General features: G+C 70.1%; 16 protein-coding genes. 8 read left to right on the top strand and 8 right to left on the bottom strand.

All coding sequences use genetic code 11. The annotated features are described in order from the left end of the window. Positions 1-17 precede the first annotated feature (17 nt). The 5 genes from ACFKCF_RS29370 to ACFKCF_RS29390 are packed head-to-tail and all read left to right on the top strand — an operon-like array spanning position 18 to position 7,028. Positions 18-3,512 carry a nitrate reductase subunit alpha gene (locus ACFKCF_RS29370; protein WP_394498493.1) on the top strand — a complete coding sequence of 1,165 codons (3,495 nt, stop codon included), beginning with the start codon at positions 18-20 and terminating at the stop codon, positions 3,510-3,512. After that, positions 3,512-5,119: a nitrate reductase subunit beta gene (gene narH / locus ACFKCF_RS29375; RefSeq protein ID WP_394498494.1), complete on the top strand. Its 1,608-nt coding sequence runs from the start codon at positions 3,512-3,514 to the stop codon at positions 5,117-5,119. The genes ACFKCF_RS29370 and narH overlap by 1 nt, the downstream gene beginning before the upstream one ends. Next, the gene (gene narJ, locus ACFKCF_RS29380) at positions 5,116-5,682 is read left to right on the top strand and encodes a nitrate reductase molybdenum cofactor assembly chaperone (RefSeq protein ID WP_394498495.1); all 567 of its coding nucleotides are present in this window, start codon (positions 5,116-5,118) and stop codon (positions 5,680-5,682) included. Before narH ends, narJ begins: the two co-directional genes overlap by 4 nt. Then, entirely contained in the window at positions 5,679-6,359 is a 681-nt protein-coding gene (narI, locus tag ACFKCF_RS29385) for a respiratory nitrate reductase subunit gamma (protein ID WP_394498496.1), read from the top strand. Before narJ ends, narI begins: the two co-directional genes overlap by 4 nt. A gap of 48 nt (positions 6,360-6,407) precedes the next feature. Further along, positions 6,408-7,028: a phosphotransferase gene (locus ACFKCF_RS29390; protein WP_394498497.1), complete on the top strand. Its 621-nt coding sequence runs from the start codon at positions 6,408-6,410 to the stop codon at positions 7,026-7,028. A gap of 7 nt (positions 7,029-7,035) precedes the next feature. On the opposite strand, the gene ACFKCF_RS29395 is transcribed toward ACFKCF_RS29390, so the two are convergent. Next, entirely contained in the window at positions 7,036-7,716 is a 681-nt protein-coding gene (locus ACFKCF_RS29395) for a phosphotransferase (protein WP_394498498.1), read from the bottom strand. Between the two features lie 62 nt (positions 7,717-7,778). Between ACFKCF_RS29395 and ACFKCF_RS29400 the strand changes: the two genes are divergently transcribed. Then, positions 7,779-9,074, top strand: coding sequence for a serine hydrolase domain-containing protein (locus ACFKCF_RS29400; protein ID WP_394498499.1), 1,296 nt, complete (start codon positions 7,779-7,781; stop codon positions 9,072-9,074). 155 nt (positions 9,075-9,229) lie between these two features. Here ACFKCF_RS29400 and ACFKCF_RS29405 read toward each other — a convergent pair whose 3' ends face one another. From ACFKCF_RS29405 to ACFKCF_RS29415, 3 genes are read right to left on the bottom strand one after another with little or no spacing between them, the layout of a single operon-like run. Further along, a complete protein-coding gene (locus tag ACFKCF_RS29405; protein ID WP_394498500.1) occupies positions 9,230-9,637 on the bottom strand; it encodes a hypothetical protein in 408 nt (135 codons plus the stop codon). Further along, positions 9,634-9,882 carry a hypothetical protein gene (locus ACFKCF_RS29410; protein ID WP_185068507.1) on the bottom strand — a complete coding sequence of 83 codons (249 nt, stop codon included), beginning with the start codon at positions 9,880-9,882 and terminating at the stop codon, positions 9,634-9,636. The genes ACFKCF_RS29405 and ACFKCF_RS29410 overlap by 4 nt, the downstream gene beginning before the upstream one ends. 54 nt (positions 9,883-9,936) lie before the next feature. Continuing rightward, a complete protein-coding gene (locus ACFKCF_RS29415) occupies positions 9,937-10,080 on the bottom strand; it encodes a hypothetical protein (RefSeq protein ID WP_394498501.1) in 144 nt (47 codons plus the stop codon). Here ACFKCF_RS29415 and ACFKCF_RS29420 point away from each other — a divergent pair. After that, positions 10,064-10,333, top strand: a complete 270-nt coding sequence (locus ACFKCF_RS29420; protein WP_394498502.1) for a hypothetical protein — start codon at positions 10,064-10,066, stop codon at positions 10,331-10,333. The genes ACFKCF_RS29415 and ACFKCF_RS29420 overlap by 17 nt on opposite strands. Here ACFKCF_RS29420 and ACFKCF_RS29425 read toward each other — a convergent pair. The 4 genes from ACFKCF_RS29425 to ACFKCF_RS29440 form a co-directional block, all read right to left on the bottom strand. After that, entirely contained in the window at positions 10,321-11,475 is a 1,155-nt protein-coding gene (locus tag ACFKCF_RS29425; RefSeq protein WP_394498503.1) for an RtcB family protein, read from the bottom strand. The two genes, ACFKCF_RS29420 and ACFKCF_RS29425, sit on opposite strands and share 13 nt — an antisense overlap. A 62-nt stretch (positions 11,476-11,537) precedes the next feature. Then, complete coding sequence (locus ACFKCF_RS29430) at positions 11,538-12,257, bottom strand: nitroreductase (RefSeq protein ID WP_394498504.1); 720 nt, start codon at positions 12,255-12,257, stop codon at positions 11,538-11,540. Positions 12,258-12,375: 118 nt separating this feature from the next. After that, positions 12,376-12,861, bottom strand: coding sequence for a MarR family winged helix-turn-helix transcriptional regulator (locus ACFKCF_RS29435; protein ID WP_394498505.1), 486 nt, complete (start codon positions 12,859-12,861; stop codon positions 12,376-12,378). A gap of 48 nt (positions 12,862-12,909) precedes the next feature. Next, positions 12,910-13,263, bottom strand: a complete 354-nt coding sequence (locus ACFKCF_RS29440; protein WP_394498506.1) for a darcynin family protein — start codon at positions 13,261-13,263, stop codon at positions 12,910-12,912. A 40-nt stretch (positions 13,264-13,303) separates the two neighbouring features. Between ACFKCF_RS29440 and ACFKCF_RS29445 the strand changes: the two genes are divergently transcribed. Continuing rightward, the gene (locus ACFKCF_RS29445) at positions 13,304-13,876 is read left to right on the top strand and encodes a TetR/AcrR family transcriptional regulator (RefSeq protein ID WP_394498507.1); all 573 of its coding nucleotides are present in this window, start codon (positions 13,304-13,306) and stop codon (positions 13,874-13,876) included. Positions 13,877-13,926 lie beyond the last annotated feature (50 nt).

Here is a 13,926-nt window from a genome sequence, read left to right on the forward strand (position 1 = left end):
TGTGATGGAGTGGGGGTATGAGTGCGGAGGAGCTCCTGCTGAAGACCGGTCGCTATCTGCGCAGATCGGTCACCAGCGCCGATCTGCACACCATCTATCTGAAAGGCGGCGTGGAGGGAGACATCTTCTACCGCGACCGATGGAGTCACGACAAGGTGGTCCGCTCCACGCACGGCGTGAACTGCACGGGCTCGTGCTCGTGGAAGGTGTTCGTCAAGGACGGCATCATCACCTGGGAGGCGCAGGAGACCGACTACCCGAGCGTGGGCCCCGACCGCCCCGAGTACGAGCCGCGCGGCTGCCCGCGCGGCGCCGCCTTCTCCTGGTACACCTACTCGCCGACCCGGATCCGCTACCCGTACGCCCGGCGCGTCCTCGTCGAGATGTACCTGGAAGCGAAGAAACGCCTGAACGGCGACCCCGTGGACGCATGGGCGTATGTCGTGAAGAACCCGTTGAAAAGGCGGCGCTACCAGTCCGCCCGGGGCACCGGCGGCCTCGTCCGCGTCACCTGGGACCTCGCCACCGAGATGATCGCCGCCGCCCACGTCTACACCATTCAGAGGTACGGCCCCGACCGGATCGCCGGCTTCTCCCCCATCCCCGCCATGTCGATGGTCTCCCAGGCGGCCGGCTCGCGGTTCCTGTCGCTGATCGGCGGCGCCATGCTCTCCTTCTACGACTGGTACGCCGACCTGCCCGTCGCCTCCCCCCAGGTGTTCGGCGACCAGACCGACGTGCCGGAGTCCGCCGACTGGTGGGACGCCGCGTACCTGATGATGTGGGGCGCGAACGTCCCCGTCACCCGCACCCCCGACGCGCACTGGATGGCCGAGGCCCGCTACCGGGGCCAGAAGGTCGTCGTGGTCTCCCCCGACTACAGCGACGCCGCCAAGTTCGCCGACGAGTTCGTCAGCGTGCGGCCCGGCACGGACGGCGCGCTGGCCATGGCCATGGGGCACGTGCTGCTGAAGGAGTTCTTCGTCGAGCGCGGGACGCCCTACTTCACCGACTACGTCAAACGCTTCACCGACCTGCCGTTCCTCGTCCGGCTGGAGGAGCGCGCGGGCGCGTACGTGCCCGGCAGGTTCCTCACGGCCAAGGACCTGGGCTCCGAGGAGGAGGCGGCCGAGTGGAAGACCGTGCTCATGTCGGAGGCCGGCGAGCCCGTCGTGCCGAACGGCTCGGCCGGCTTCCGCTGGACCGAGTCCGGCAAGGGCCGCTGGAACCTCGACCTCGGCACCGACCCCAAGCTCACCCTGTACGGGGGCGAGCCGGCCGAGGTCCTGCTGCCCCGCTTCGACGGCGGCCGTTCGGTACGCAGGGGCGTCCCGGTGGCCAGGGTCGGGGACCACCTGGTGACCACGGTGTTCGACCTGCTGCTGGCCCAGTACGGGGTGGCGCGCGACGGGCTCCCGGGCGTCTGGCCGGCGGGCTACGAGGACGCCGCGGAGCCGTACACGCCGGCCTGGCAGGAGGCGATCACGGGCGTGCCCGCACGGAGGGCGGTGAAGATCGCCAGAGAGTTCGCGAGGACGGCCGAGTCGACCCGGGGGCGCTGCATGATCATCCTCGGGGCGGGCACCACGCACTGGTTCCACGGCGACACGATCTACCGGGCATTCCTGTCGCTCCTGCTGCTGACCGGCTGCCAGGGCCGCAACGGCGGCGGCTGGGCGCACTACGTGGGCCAGGAGAAATGCCGTCCCCTGGGCGGCTGGGCGCTGCTGGCCGGCGCCCTCGACTGGGCGCGGCCGCCGCGGCAGGTCCCGGGCACGCCGTACTGGTACCTGCACACCGACCAGTGGCGTTACGACCACTTCGACGCGGGCGACCTGGCCTCGCCCCTCGGCCCCGGCAAGTTCCGCGGCAAGCACACCGCGGACCTGGTGGCGGAGGCGGTCAGGAACGGCTGGATGCCGATGGCCCCGACGTTCGACCGCAACCCCCTGGAGCTCGGCGACGCCGACGACCCCATCGCCTACACGCGCGAGGAGCTGCGCGCGGGGCGGCTCGGATACGCCGCCGAACGCCCGGACGACCCGCGCAACTGGCCCCGCGTGCTCACGCTCTGGCGCTCGAACCTCCTCGGCTCCTCCGCCAAGGGCAGCGAGTACTTCCAGCACCACCTTCTCGGCGCCATCTCCAACCTGGAGGATCCCGACCACCGGGCCCCGAGCGGCAAGCTGGACCTCCTGGTCACGCTCGACTTCAGGATGACGTCCTCGACGGTCTTCTCCGACATCGTGCTCCCGGCCGCCACCTGGTACGAGAAGCACGACCTGTCGTCCACGGACATGCACCCGTTCGTGCACGCGTTCAACCCGGCGATCAGCCCACCCTGGGAGACAAAGACTGATTTTTCGGCCTTTCATGCCATCGCTCGGACCTTCAGCAAGCTCGGCGAGAAGCACCTCGGCGTCCGCAGGGACGTGGTCGCGACGGCGTACCAGCACGACACGCCGGGCGAGCTGGCGGTGGGCGGCGGGCCCGAGCTCAAGGTGGTGGAGCGCGACTACGGCGCCATCGCCGAGAAGCTGGCGGCGCTCGGCCCCCTCACGGAGAAGCTGGGGATCCCGGTCAAGGGCGTGACGTTCATGCCCGACGAGGAGGTGGCCTGGCTGGGCCAGTCGTGCGGCCTGGTGCCGCGCGGCCCGGCCAAGGGCCGGCCGGTGCTCGACACCGACGCCAAGGCGTGCGAGGCCATCCTGGCGCTGTCGGGCGTCAGCAACGGCCGGCTGGCCGCGCAGGGCTTCAGGCAGCTCGCCGAGCGTACGGGCGCCGACTTCGAGGACCTGGTCAACGTGTGGCACCGGATCGTCTTCTCCGACACCCAGGCCAGGCCGGTGCAGGTCGCCGCCAGCCCCGAGTGGTCGGGCAAGGAGTCGCACGAGCGCCGCTACTCCCCCTTCACGATCAACGTCGAGAACGGCAAGCCCTGGCACACGCTCACCGGTCGCATGCACTTCTTCCTCGACCACGACTGGATGCACGAGTACGGCGAGTCGCTGCCGATCTACCGTCCGCCACTGGACCTGGCGGCGATGTTCGGCGAGGCGGGCACGCTGCGCTACCTGACCCCGCACAGCAAGTGGTCGATCCACTCCGAGTTCCAGGACAACCTGCTCATGCTGTCGCTGTCGAGGGGCGGCCCGACGATCTGGATGTCGGTCGAGGACGCGGCCGGGCTCGGGATCGCGGACAACGACTGGATCGAGGCGGTCAACCGCAACGGCGTGGTCGTGGCCAGGGCGATCGTCTCGCACCGCATGCCGAAGGGCACGGTGTACATGTACCACGCGCAGGAGCGCCTGATCGACGTGCCCAAGTCGGAGGCGACCGGCCGCAGGGGCGGCATCCACAACGCGCTGACGAGGGTGCTCATCAAGCCCACCCACATGATCGGCGGTTACGCCCAGCTCTCGTACGGCTTCAACTACTTCGGCCCCACCGGCAACCAGCGCGACGAGTTGACCACCATCCGCCGCAGATCACAGGAGGTGCGCTTCTGATGGCCACGATCATGGCCCAGATCGCCATGGTGATGAATCTGGACAAGTGCATCGGCTGCCACACCTGCTCGGTCACCTGCAAGCAGACCTGGACCAACAGGGCGGGCGTCGAGTACGTCTGGTTCAACAACGTCGAGACCCGCCCCGGCCAGGGCTACCCGAGGCGCTACGAGGACCAGGACCGCTGGCGCGGCGGCTGGACGCTCGACAGGCGGGGCAGGCTCAAGCTCAGGGCGGGCGGCCGCCTCCGCAAGCTGCTCACCATCTTCGCCAACCCCCTCATGCCCGCGCTCCGGGACTACTACGAGCCCTGGACGTACGACTACGAGAACCTCATCAGGGCGCCCCTCTCCGAGGACGTCCCCGTCGCGCCGCCCAGGTCGCTCATCAGCAACCGGCCCACCAAGATCGAGTGGAGCGCCAACTGGGACGACGACCTCGGCGGCGACCCGTCGCCCGACCCCGTGCTCGCCAAGGTGTCGGACCAGGTCAAGCTGGCCTTCGAGCAGGCGTTCATGTTCTACCTGCCGCGCATCTGCGAGCACTGCCTCAACCCGTCGTGCGTGGCCTCGTGCCCGTCGGGCGCCCTGTACAAGCGGGCCGAGGACGGCATCGTGCTCGTGGACCAGGACAAGTGCCGGGGCTGGCGCATGTGCGTGACGGGCTGCCCGTACAAGAAGATGTACTTCAACCACAAGACCGGCAAAGCGGAGAAGTGCACGTTCTGCTATCCGCGCGTGGAGGTCGGGCTGCCGACGGTCTGCTCGGAAACCTGCGTCGGGCGCCTGCGCTACCTCGGGGTCCTGCTGTACGACGCCGAACGCGTGGCGGCGGCCGCCTCGGTGGCCGACGAGCGCGACCTGTACGAGGCCCAGCTGGACCTGTTCGTCGACCCGCACGACCCGGCGGTGGACGCCGCGGAGCTGCCTGCCGACTGGGTGGAGGCCGCGCGCAGATCCCCGGTGTACGACTTGATCAAGAAATATCGGATAGCGCTGCCGTTGCACCCGGAGTACCGCACCCTCCCGATGGTCTGGTACGTCCCGCCGCTCTCCCCCGTCGTCGACGCGCTCGCCGAAGGCGGCCACGACGGCGAGGACGCGGTCAACCTGTTCGCCGCCATCGAGTCGCTGCGCATCCCCGTCGGCTACCTGGCCGAGCTGTTCACCGCCGGCGACCCGGCGCCCGTGACCGCCGCGCTGCGCCGGCTGGCGGCGATGCGCTCGTACATGCGCTCGGTCAACCTGGGCGAGCCGCCCGTCCTGGCGGACACGGGCCTGTCGGAAGACCAGGTACGCGACATGTACCGGCTGCTGGCGCTGGCCAAGTACGACGAGCGGTACGTGATCCCGACCGCCTACGGCAACATCCCGCCCGGGATCGTGGAGGAGGGCGGCTGCAGCCTCGACTACGACGGCGGGCCCGGCATGCAGGCCCCGTTCGGCGAGGCGTCGGGCCGGCCCGTCCCGGTCTCGGTGGAGACCTTCCACAGCCTGAAGCAGCGCCAGACCGGCGACGAGGTCACCCACGAGCGGGTGAACCTGCTCAACTGGGACGGCCGCGGCACCCCCGCCGGCCTGTTCCCGCTCAAGAGGAGAAGACCATGAGCAGTGCCGTCACGGGGGCCGTCGTCTGGCAGGCCGCCGCCCACCTGCTCGCCTATCCCGACGAGCGCTTCTGGAACCGGCTGCCGCTCATCAAGGAGGCCGCCGAGCCGCACTTCGGGACGTTCCTGTCGCACGCCTCCGGCCTCGGGCCCGGCGAGCTGGCCGCGCACTACGTGGAGACGTTCGACCTGCACCGGCGCTGCTGTCTCTACCTCACCTACTACGCCGACGGCGACACCCGCCGCCGCGGCCGGTCGCTGGCCGCGCTGAAACAGCGCTACCGGGCGGCCGGGTGGGAGCTGATGGAAGACGAACTGCCCGACTTCCTGCCGGTGATGCTGGAGTTCGCCGCGCTCGATCCTTCGGGCGCCGAGCTGCTCAGGGAGCACAGGCCGGGGCTGGAGCTGCTGCTCACGGCCCTGACCGATCACGACTCGCCGTACGCGTACGTGATCGGCGCGGTGTGCGCGGCCCTGCCGCCGATCACCGCCGCCGAGCGGCTCCAGGCCACGCGCCTGGCCCAGGCCGGGCCGCCGGCCGAGACCGTAGGAGGTTACCTGTGAGCTGGGCGGAGAGCACGCTCTGGGTGGTCATGCCGTACCTGACCCTGCTGGTCTTCGTGGGTGGGCTGATCTGGCGCTACCGCTACGACAAGTTCGGCTGGACGACTCGCTCGTCCCAGCTCTACGAGAGCCCGCTGCTGCGCGTGGCCAGCCCGCTGTTCCACTACGGCCTGATCTTCGTGATCGTCGGCCACGTGACCGGCCTGCTGATCCCGGTGGGCTGGACCGACGCGATCGGCGTGTCCAACGTCGCCTACCACCTGAACGCCCTCGTCTGGGGCGGGCTCGCGAGCCTGGTCACGCTGGTGGGGCTGGCCCTGCTGATCTACCGCCGCCGCGCCACCGGCCCGGTGTTCATGGCGACCACGGCCAACGACAAGGCGATGTACGCGGTGCTGGCCGCCTCGATCCTGGCGGGCGTGGTGACGACGGTCGCGGGGTTCGTGCCGAGCGACGTCAGCTACCGCACCACGGTCGCGCCCTGGTTCCGCGGCGTCTTCATCCTCCAGCCGGACGCCGACGCGATGCGTCAGGCCAACGTTCTTTACAAGGTGCACACGCTCATCGGGATGGCACTGTTCGTACTTTTCCCGTTCAGCCGCCTGGTGCATGCCCTTTCCGCCCCGTTGGGCTATTTGTTCCGTCCTTACATCGTGTATCGGAGTCGCACCCGATAGCGTGCCGGGGCGCCTGGCAGGGGCGGGAGTAGGCGAGAATCGACCCTTGTGAAGCACGGGTACACCAACAGCACGGTTGGCGACGGCGCCCTGGTCGTGAAGTGCTACCAGGGCCCGGAGGCGGCGTTCCGGCTCGGCACGGAGAGCAGATACCTGCGCCGGCTGCGCGGCCGGCTCCCGGTCCCCCGCGTTCACCAGGTCACCTCGACCAGCCTGACCACCCGCTTCGTCTCCGGCGCCCACGGCCAGGACCTCATCGAGGAGGGGCACGCCGCCGAGGTGCTCGCCGAGTGCGGCCGGACCCTGTCCGGCATCCACCGGCTGGGGATCGTGCACGGCGACTTCGGCCCGCAGAACATGCTGTTCGACCCGGCCACGTTCCGGACGGCAGCCATCCTCGACTGGGAGTGGGCCCATCCCGGGCGCCCGGTCGAGGACCTCGCGTGGTGCGAGTGGATCATCCGCAGCCACCACCCGGAGCACGTTCCGCTGCTCTCGCGCTTCTTCGCCGCGTACGACGGGCCCGTCCCCTCGTGGGCGGAGCGCCAGGAGGCCATGGTGGCGCGCTGCCGCGACCTGATCGACTTCTGCTCCCGCTGGGAGCCCGGCGGGGCGGCCGAGAAGCTCTGGCACGAACGCCTCGAAACCACCGCCGCCTGGACGGCGTAGCGGCGCCTCAGCCCGCCCCGGGCGGCCTCAAGCCGCGGATCGACGCCACCGCCGCGTCCAGCAGCCCGACCTCCCGCTCGGTGAGCGCCTGGTCGGCGGCCCGGCGCGCCCTGGCCCGGTCGAGCCCGTCGCCGAAGTCCATGGCGGGGCCCAGCCCGGCGACCAGCGCGACGAGGGCCCGCCGCGCCACGTGGGCGAACTCGATCTCGTCCACGGCCGCCTGGGCGAAGATCACCGCGGACATCGCGCAGTCGAGCCCGGGCGGCCCGTCCTGGCTGTTGCACCAGTCGATCACGACCGGCCCCCGGGGCGTGAGCATGACGTTGTCGGGATGCAGGTCCAGATGCAGCACCCGGTCACCGGGGTCGGCGGACGCCAGCGCCGGGATCTCGTGCAGCCGCCGCAGCAGCCGGGCGACGGTCCCGCCCGCCTCCTCGGCCGTGATCTCCCCGTCGAGCATCGCCCGCAACATCGTCGGCCCCGGCAGCCGCCCCATCACCAGGTCGGTGGCCGCCCGCGCGCCGGGGTAGAGGTCGGGCACCGGATATCCGTGGCCGGCCACGTGCGCGATGACCGCCGCCTCCCGCCGCGCGTCGATCGGGATCCGGTAGCGGCGTAAGACCCGCTCGTCATCGATCGCGTACACGTCCGCGGTGCGCCCGGATCCCAGCAGCTCGCCGACCTCCATGCGCCACAACCTAGTCAAAAAAGCCGTGGCCCGCCGACGCGGGCGCGGGCTAGGTTCCGTCCATGGCCGAGATACACGGTGTGTGCGAGGACCGCTTCGGCGAGATGCGCGAGATGCTGGCCGCCTCCCTGGCCAAGGACGACGTCGGCGCCTCGGTCGCCGTCTACGTGGACGGCGAGCCGGTGGTGGACATCTGGGGCGGGTACGCCGACGCCGCCCGTACCGTCCCCTGGGAGCGCGACACCATCACCAACGTCTGGTCGACCACCAAGCCGATGACGGCGCTGTGCGCGCTGATCCTCGCCGACCGGGGCGAGCTCGACCTGGCGGCGCCGGTCGCCGCCTACTGGCCGGAGTTCGCCGCCGCGGGCAAGGAGCGCGTGCTCGTACGCCACCTGCTCTCCCACACCGCCGGCCTGCCCGTCTGGGACGAGCCGATGACGGTCGAGGACCTCTACGACTGGCACCTGGCCACGACGCGGCTGGCCGGGCAGGCGCCGCGCTGGGAGCCGGGCACCGAGGCCGGATACCACGCGGCCACCCAGGGTTTCCTGGTCGGGGAGGTCGTCCGCCGCGTCACCGGGCGCAGCCTGGGCGCCTTCTTCGCCGAGGAGGTGGCCGGACCTCTGGGGGCGGACTTCCACATCGGCCTCGCCGCCGAGCACGACCCCCGGGTCTCCCCCGTCATCCCGCCCCCGACGCTCATGGAACCCCCGTCCGACCTGCCCGCCAATCCCCTGCTGCGGCCCGAGGAGGCCAACACCGCCCCCTGGCGGCGCGCCGAGATCCCGGCCGCGAACGGGCACGGCAACGCCCGCTCGGTCGGCCTCGTACAGTCCGTCCTGGCCTGTGGCGGGACGGTCCGAGGCGTGCGACTGCTGTCGGAGGAGGGCTGCGCGCGTGCCGTCGAGGAGCAGTTCCGGGGCTTCGACCGGGTTCTGGGCACGCGGATGTGGTACGGCATGGGCTACGGGCTGCTCGAGCCGCGTCCCCTGCTTCTGGGGCGGGATGGGCGGCTCGCTGGTCGTGATCGACCTCGACGCCCGCATGACGGTGGCGTACGTCATGAACCGGATGCTCGGCCAGGGCGACGACCGTGGCATGGGTTTCCTGCTGGCCGCCTACGAGGCGTTGTCCTCCTGACGGATTTGTGGCCGCTCTATAGCGGTCTTATAGGGCTGTCCATGATCGTTGTATGCGAGAGCTCCCCCGGAGAAAGGGAAGATCACGCATGCGCGTTCGTGCAGGTATCGTCGCCGCGGGCATCGCGGCGCTGGCCGCCATCGGCATCGCCGCCCCGGCGCAGGCGGCCGGCTGGACATACATCGGCGAATACACCAGCTACTCGAAGTGTGTAGACATGGGCCAGTCGTATCAGCGTGAGGGCTGGGACGACTGGAAGTGCACACAGAACGCCACCGGCTGGTACTACCTCTGGGTCAAGTAGTCCCCGTCCCCGGCGGCGCCTCCTCACGAGAGGGGGCGCCGTTCGCGTGCCGGGAGGAGGGCGGCTCTAGGAGACCTGGCGGGACTCGTCGTTCGTGCTGCTGCGGATCTGCTGGATGCGCTGCTTGGTCAGGCCGAGCAGCTCGCCGATGTCCCCGTCCGACAGGCCGAGCTCGTGCATGTGCTTGACGCGCTTCTTGAGCGTGCGCGTGTAGTCCTCGGCGATCGCGGCGGCCTGGCGCTGGAGGGCGGCGAAGTCGTCGAGGTCCTGCTCCGACAGGCCGGGCAGCGCGTAGTGGTAGACGGGCTTGGGCGGCTGGGGACGGTCGGCGAAGAGGAACGGCAGCCCCTCGGCGACATCCCCGTGCAGCTCCTTCAACGTGCGGGCGGACATGCCGCCGGCCACGCCGTCCACCTGGGCCAGCCACAGGCTGCCCGCCATGGTGATGTGAACGTCAACGCGGTCCGCGGTCATGGATCCTCCAGCCAGTCGTCACCGAACAGGTGCGCGAGCCCCCGTTCGAGGGAGTCCACCAGGTGCGGGGTCTCCCCAGGGTAGAGCGGGACGATCGCGCGGGCCGCCACCCGGCCCTCGGCGTCCCACAGCAGGAGGAATCGCTGGCGTTTCGTCGTTTCCGCCCAGTCGCAGCGCAAGCCATGGGTGTGGGAGAGCCCGATGATCCGATCGCGGATGGCCGCATAGTCGTCTCGTTCCACCACACGCGCCAGACTATATAGCTTGCCCCTCACCGACAAGGGACCTTGTCGCCGAGATTAGTCAGCGCCCCAGGCGTCGAGGAACGCGCGCACCGCGGCACGCGCCGGCCCCCGCAGCTCGTCCTCCGGGATCGTCCGCGTGCCCATCTGGGAGCGGGCCTCCAGTGGGCCGGCGAGCAGGGCCATGAACTGCTCGGCCACCGTGTCGGGATCGGCGGCCCGCGAGCGCGACGTGGAGGCGCTCAAGAAGCACGGGCTGCCGGTCGAGGAGGGCATCAAGCCGATCGTCGCCCGCATCGACGACCCGCCCGCCGAGCCGCTCAGCGCCTTCATCCGAGAGCGCCGGATCGCCCTCGGCCCCGGGCCCTTCGACCCGGCCGCCGCTGAACGACTCCACGAGCTCACGCTGAAGGTGATCGACTCGACGGGGAATCGAGTGTCCTACCCCTTGTAGTTGAAGATCTGGCGGAGCGTGTGCTGGACCTCCACGAGGTCCCGCTGGTCCGCCATCACCTGGTCGATCGACTTGTACGCCTCGGGGTGCTCGTCCACCAGCGCGGCGGCCCGATCCGCGTTCCAGGTGCGGCCGCTCATCGCCGCGGTGAGGGAGGCCGCGGACAGCTCCCGCTTCGCCTTCGTCCGCGACATGCGGCGGCCCGCACCGTGGGAGCACGAGTTGTACGACTCGGGGTTACCGCGCCCGCGCACGATGTACGAGCGCGTGCCCATCGAACCCGGGATCACGCCCTCGTCACCGGTGTCGGCCTTGATGGCCCCCTTGCGGGTGATCCACAACGTCTTGCCGTAGTGGGTCTCCTGCTGGGTAAAGTTATGGTGGCAATTGATAGTACGGACCCGCTCGCCCTTGCCGACGACCTTGAACAGGGCGTTGATCAGGACCCTGTCCATCCGCGCCCGCGAGGCCATGGCGTAGTGCTGGGCCCACAGCATGTCCTCGATGTACGCGGTGAACTCCGGCGTGCTCTGCACGAGATAGGCCAGGTCCGGGTCCTCCAGGCTGCGGGCCTGCTGCTTCATCAGCTTCTTCGCGCCCGTGATGTGCAGCTGGGCGAGCTGGTTGCCGATGCCGCGCGACCCCGAGTGCAGCACCGTCCAGACGTGGTCCCGCTCGTCCAGGCAGACCTCGACGAAGTGGTTGCCCGAGCCGAGAGTGCCGAACTGGTCGCTGACCTTCTTGGCCTGCTTGGGGGTGAGGTCGGTGTGCGGGAGCCCGAGGTCGCTGAGCGCGCGGTCGACCGCCGGGTCTTCGTGCCCCTTGCCGACGCCGGCCGGGATGCGGTGCTCCACCATCGGCATCAGGGCGGCGAGGGTCTCGGGCAGGTCGGCGGCCGTGAGCGTCGTCTCGGTGGCCACCATGCCGCAGCCGATGTCCACGCCGACGGCGGCCGGGATGATCGCGTTCTCCGTGGGGATCACCGAGCCGACCGTCGCACCGATGCCGACGTGCGCGTCGGGCATGAGAGCGACGTGGCCGGAGACGAAGGGCAGGCGTGCGGTGCGGGCGGCCTGCATGATCGCGCCTTCGTCGATCTCGCTGGCCCACGACAGCAGGTTCGGTGCGGGCTGGTTCGGCACGGGTGATCTCCTCACTGGTTCTTGATCAGTCTGGCGTGACCAGGAAGGATTTCCCACCTATTTTAACGAAGCCGAGTTTGACGGGCGGTGTTCGCGATCCTTCCCGGTGGGCGACCGTCGACGAACGTGACCGTCTCGTCGAGCGGCGCGCGGCCCGTACGGATGTAGTCCACCGTGACGTCCTCGAACCCGATCGACATGCCGCAGAAGAGGACGAGCCCGTCCGGAGGTGACAAAACCTCCGCGACGGTCTTGCGATAGACCGACCACGCCATCTGCGGGCAACTGTGTAGCCCTTCGGCGCGCAGCAGCAGCATGACGGTCTGCAGAAACATGCCGAGGTCAGCCCATTGGGGCCGGCCCATGTCGCGGTCGATGTAGCAGAACAGGGCCGCGGGCGCGCCGAAGCACTGCCAGTTCGCCGAAGCGGCCCGCTGGCGCGCCTCCCAGTCGTCGCGCGTAATGCCGAGCGCGCTGTAGCGCTCCTTGCCGAAGGCGGATCGGCGCTCGTGGTAGGGGGACTTCAGCGCGGGCGGGTACATCTCGTACTCCCGCTCGTCCCAGGGATCGCCCGCGGCCACGCGCTCGCCGGCGCGCTTCTTGAGCTCGGCCAACGGCTCGCCGGTCAGCACGTAGGCGTGCCAGGGCTGGAGGTTCGATCCGGACGGCGACCAGGCCGCGGCGGACAGCACGCGTTCCAGCACTTCCCTCGGGACGGGCCGGTCGGCGAATCCGCGGACCGCCCGTCGACTGATGACCGCCTCGTATACGTCCAAGATCACCGACCCCCCATCGGCTCTGCGTCTGATTCAGTCACGGTAGCCGACGCGTTCAGGAGCGACGATGGTGGTAGTGCTCAAGGCCAGGTTCGCCGCAAAAGCCGCAGAGAACGAAGCGCGCCTACGCCTCACCAGCTGCGGGATAGGCGAACCGGGTCAGCAGCTCTCTGAGCTGCTCGCGCTCGCCGGGCCCCAGATCGGCAACCAGACGCTCGGCCAGCGGCTCCGCCGCCACATGCGCCGCGTCGAAAAGCTCGACACCCTGAGGCGTGATCTCCACCGCCCGCACCCGCCGGTCCCCCGGAACGGCCTTGCGTACGGCCAGGCCCTTGCGCTCCAGGTCGTCCACGACCCGCATGATTCCCGCCTTGTCCGACCCCGTCGCCGCCGCCAGGTCGCGCTGCACCGTGGGGCCGCGGTTGACCAGCACGATCAGCACGGCGAAATGCCGCAGCTCGATGCCGAGCGGCCGGAGTGCCTCCGTCATCACCGTGGCCGCGCGCCAGTGCGCCTGGCGCAGCAGCAAGCCGAGAGCGAAAGGCGAGGAATCTCCGGGGCGGTCGGTCGCACGCGAGGCGGCGGCTTCGCGAGGAACGTCGGCGGTCATGAGACCATACTACCGCCACCATTTCACTCGATACGGTATCGAATGAAATCACATGCGCGCGCCGGCGCCCTCGTAGTCGCGGTAGCCGTCCTCCATGCCGGTCAGGATCCGCTCCAGCCGGAAGTAGGGCGTGGCGAACAGGACGCTGTCGCGCAAGGCCTCGAACAGGTGGTTCCACGTCCGCAGGTCGGCGGTCTCGGCGATCAACACGTCGCTGCAGTCGGCGGTGAACGACTCCGTGTCGATCCACCTCACCCGCACGTCCCGATGGGCGCCCAGCACCGGCTCGAGCGAGGCCACGACGGCACGGCGGCGCTCGCGGTCGAGGGCGAGCCAGGCCTGCAGGGCGGTGAGCTGCACGACGACCACCCATCGAATTTCTGTACCACTCGCTTCACTCACAGGGTCGGACTATACATGTAGCGACTGGTACAGTAAAGGCATGGCTCGACAGATCGACAGCGCCCGCCGCGCCGAGCTGCTCGACGCCACGATGCGTTACGCGGCCGAGCACGGGGTGGCCACGCTCTCCCTGCGCCCCCTGGCAGCCGCGCTGGGCACGAGTTCCCGCATGCTCATCCACTACTTCGGCACCAAGGAGGAGCTCGTCGGGCAGGCGCTCGCCGCAGCCCGGCCCGACGTTCCCGCACTGCTCGCCGAGCGGCAACGAGCCGGTCACCCGCCCGCGGAGATCGCCACCGCCCTGTGGCACGACCTGACGACCGGTGGCGAGCAGGAGCCCCGCACCCGCCTGCTGCTCGAGGTGATGGCGCTCGCCGTCACCCAGCCCGACTTCTACGGCCGGCACGCGGCCGAGGCCGTCCATCAGTGGGTCACCCCGCTCGCGAACAGCCTCCGCACAGCGGGCCGGGACCCACAGGACGCCCTGGCGAGGGCGACGATGCTGGTCAGCGGGCTGCGCGGGCTCGCCCTGGATCGCTACGTCACCCGCGACCGGCAGCGCACGGACGACGCCGCCCACCTGCTCATCCGCACCGCCACCGCTGATCCCTGACCCGCCGATCCGGCCGGTCGAGATCGATCACGCCGTCCTGCGCCGGCAGC

Source organism: Nonomuraea sp. JJY05 (assembly GCF_043496855.1).
GTDB lineage: Bacteria > Actinomycetota > Actinomycetes > Streptosporangiales > Streptosporangiaceae > Nonomuraea.

Bases quoted from the DNA above. Each gene is read 5' to 3' on its own strand.
- ACFKCF_RS29370 (WP_394498493.1), top strand. From the start codon at position 18: ATGAGTGCGGAGGAGCTCCTGCTGAAGACCGGTCGCTATCTGCGCAGA.
- narH (WP_394498494.1), top strand. From the start codon at position 3,512: ATGGCCACGATCATGGCCCAGATCGCCATGGTGATGAATCTGGACAAG.
- narJ (WP_394498495.1), top strand. From the start codon at position 5,116: ATGAGCAGTGCCGTCACGGGGGCCGTCGTCTGGCAGGCCGCCGCCCAC.
- ACFKCF_RS29395 (WP_394498498.1), bottom strand. From the start codon at position 7,716: ATGGAGGTCGGCGAGCTGCTGGGATCCGGGCGCACCGCGGACGTGTAC.
- ACFKCF_RS29400 (WP_394498499.1), top strand. From the start codon at position 7,779: ATGGCCGAGATACACGGTGTGTGCGAGGACCGCTTCGGCGAGATGCGC.
- ACFKCF_RS29405 (WP_394498500.1), bottom strand. From the start codon at position 9,637: ATGACCGCGGACCGCGTTGACGTTCACATCACCATGGCGGGCAGCCTG.
- ACFKCF_RS29420 (WP_394498502.1), top strand. From the start codon at position 10,064: ATGAACTGCTCGGCCACCGTGTCGGGATCGGCGGCCCGCGAGCGCGAC.
- ACFKCF_RS29435 (WP_394498505.1), bottom strand. From the start codon at position 12,861: ATGACCGCCGACGTTCCTCGCGAAGCCGCCGCCTCGCGTGCGACCGAC.
- ACFKCF_RS29445 (WP_394498507.1), top strand. From the start codon at position 13,304: ATGGCTCGACAGATCGACAGCGCCCGCCGCGCCGAGCTGCTCGACGCC.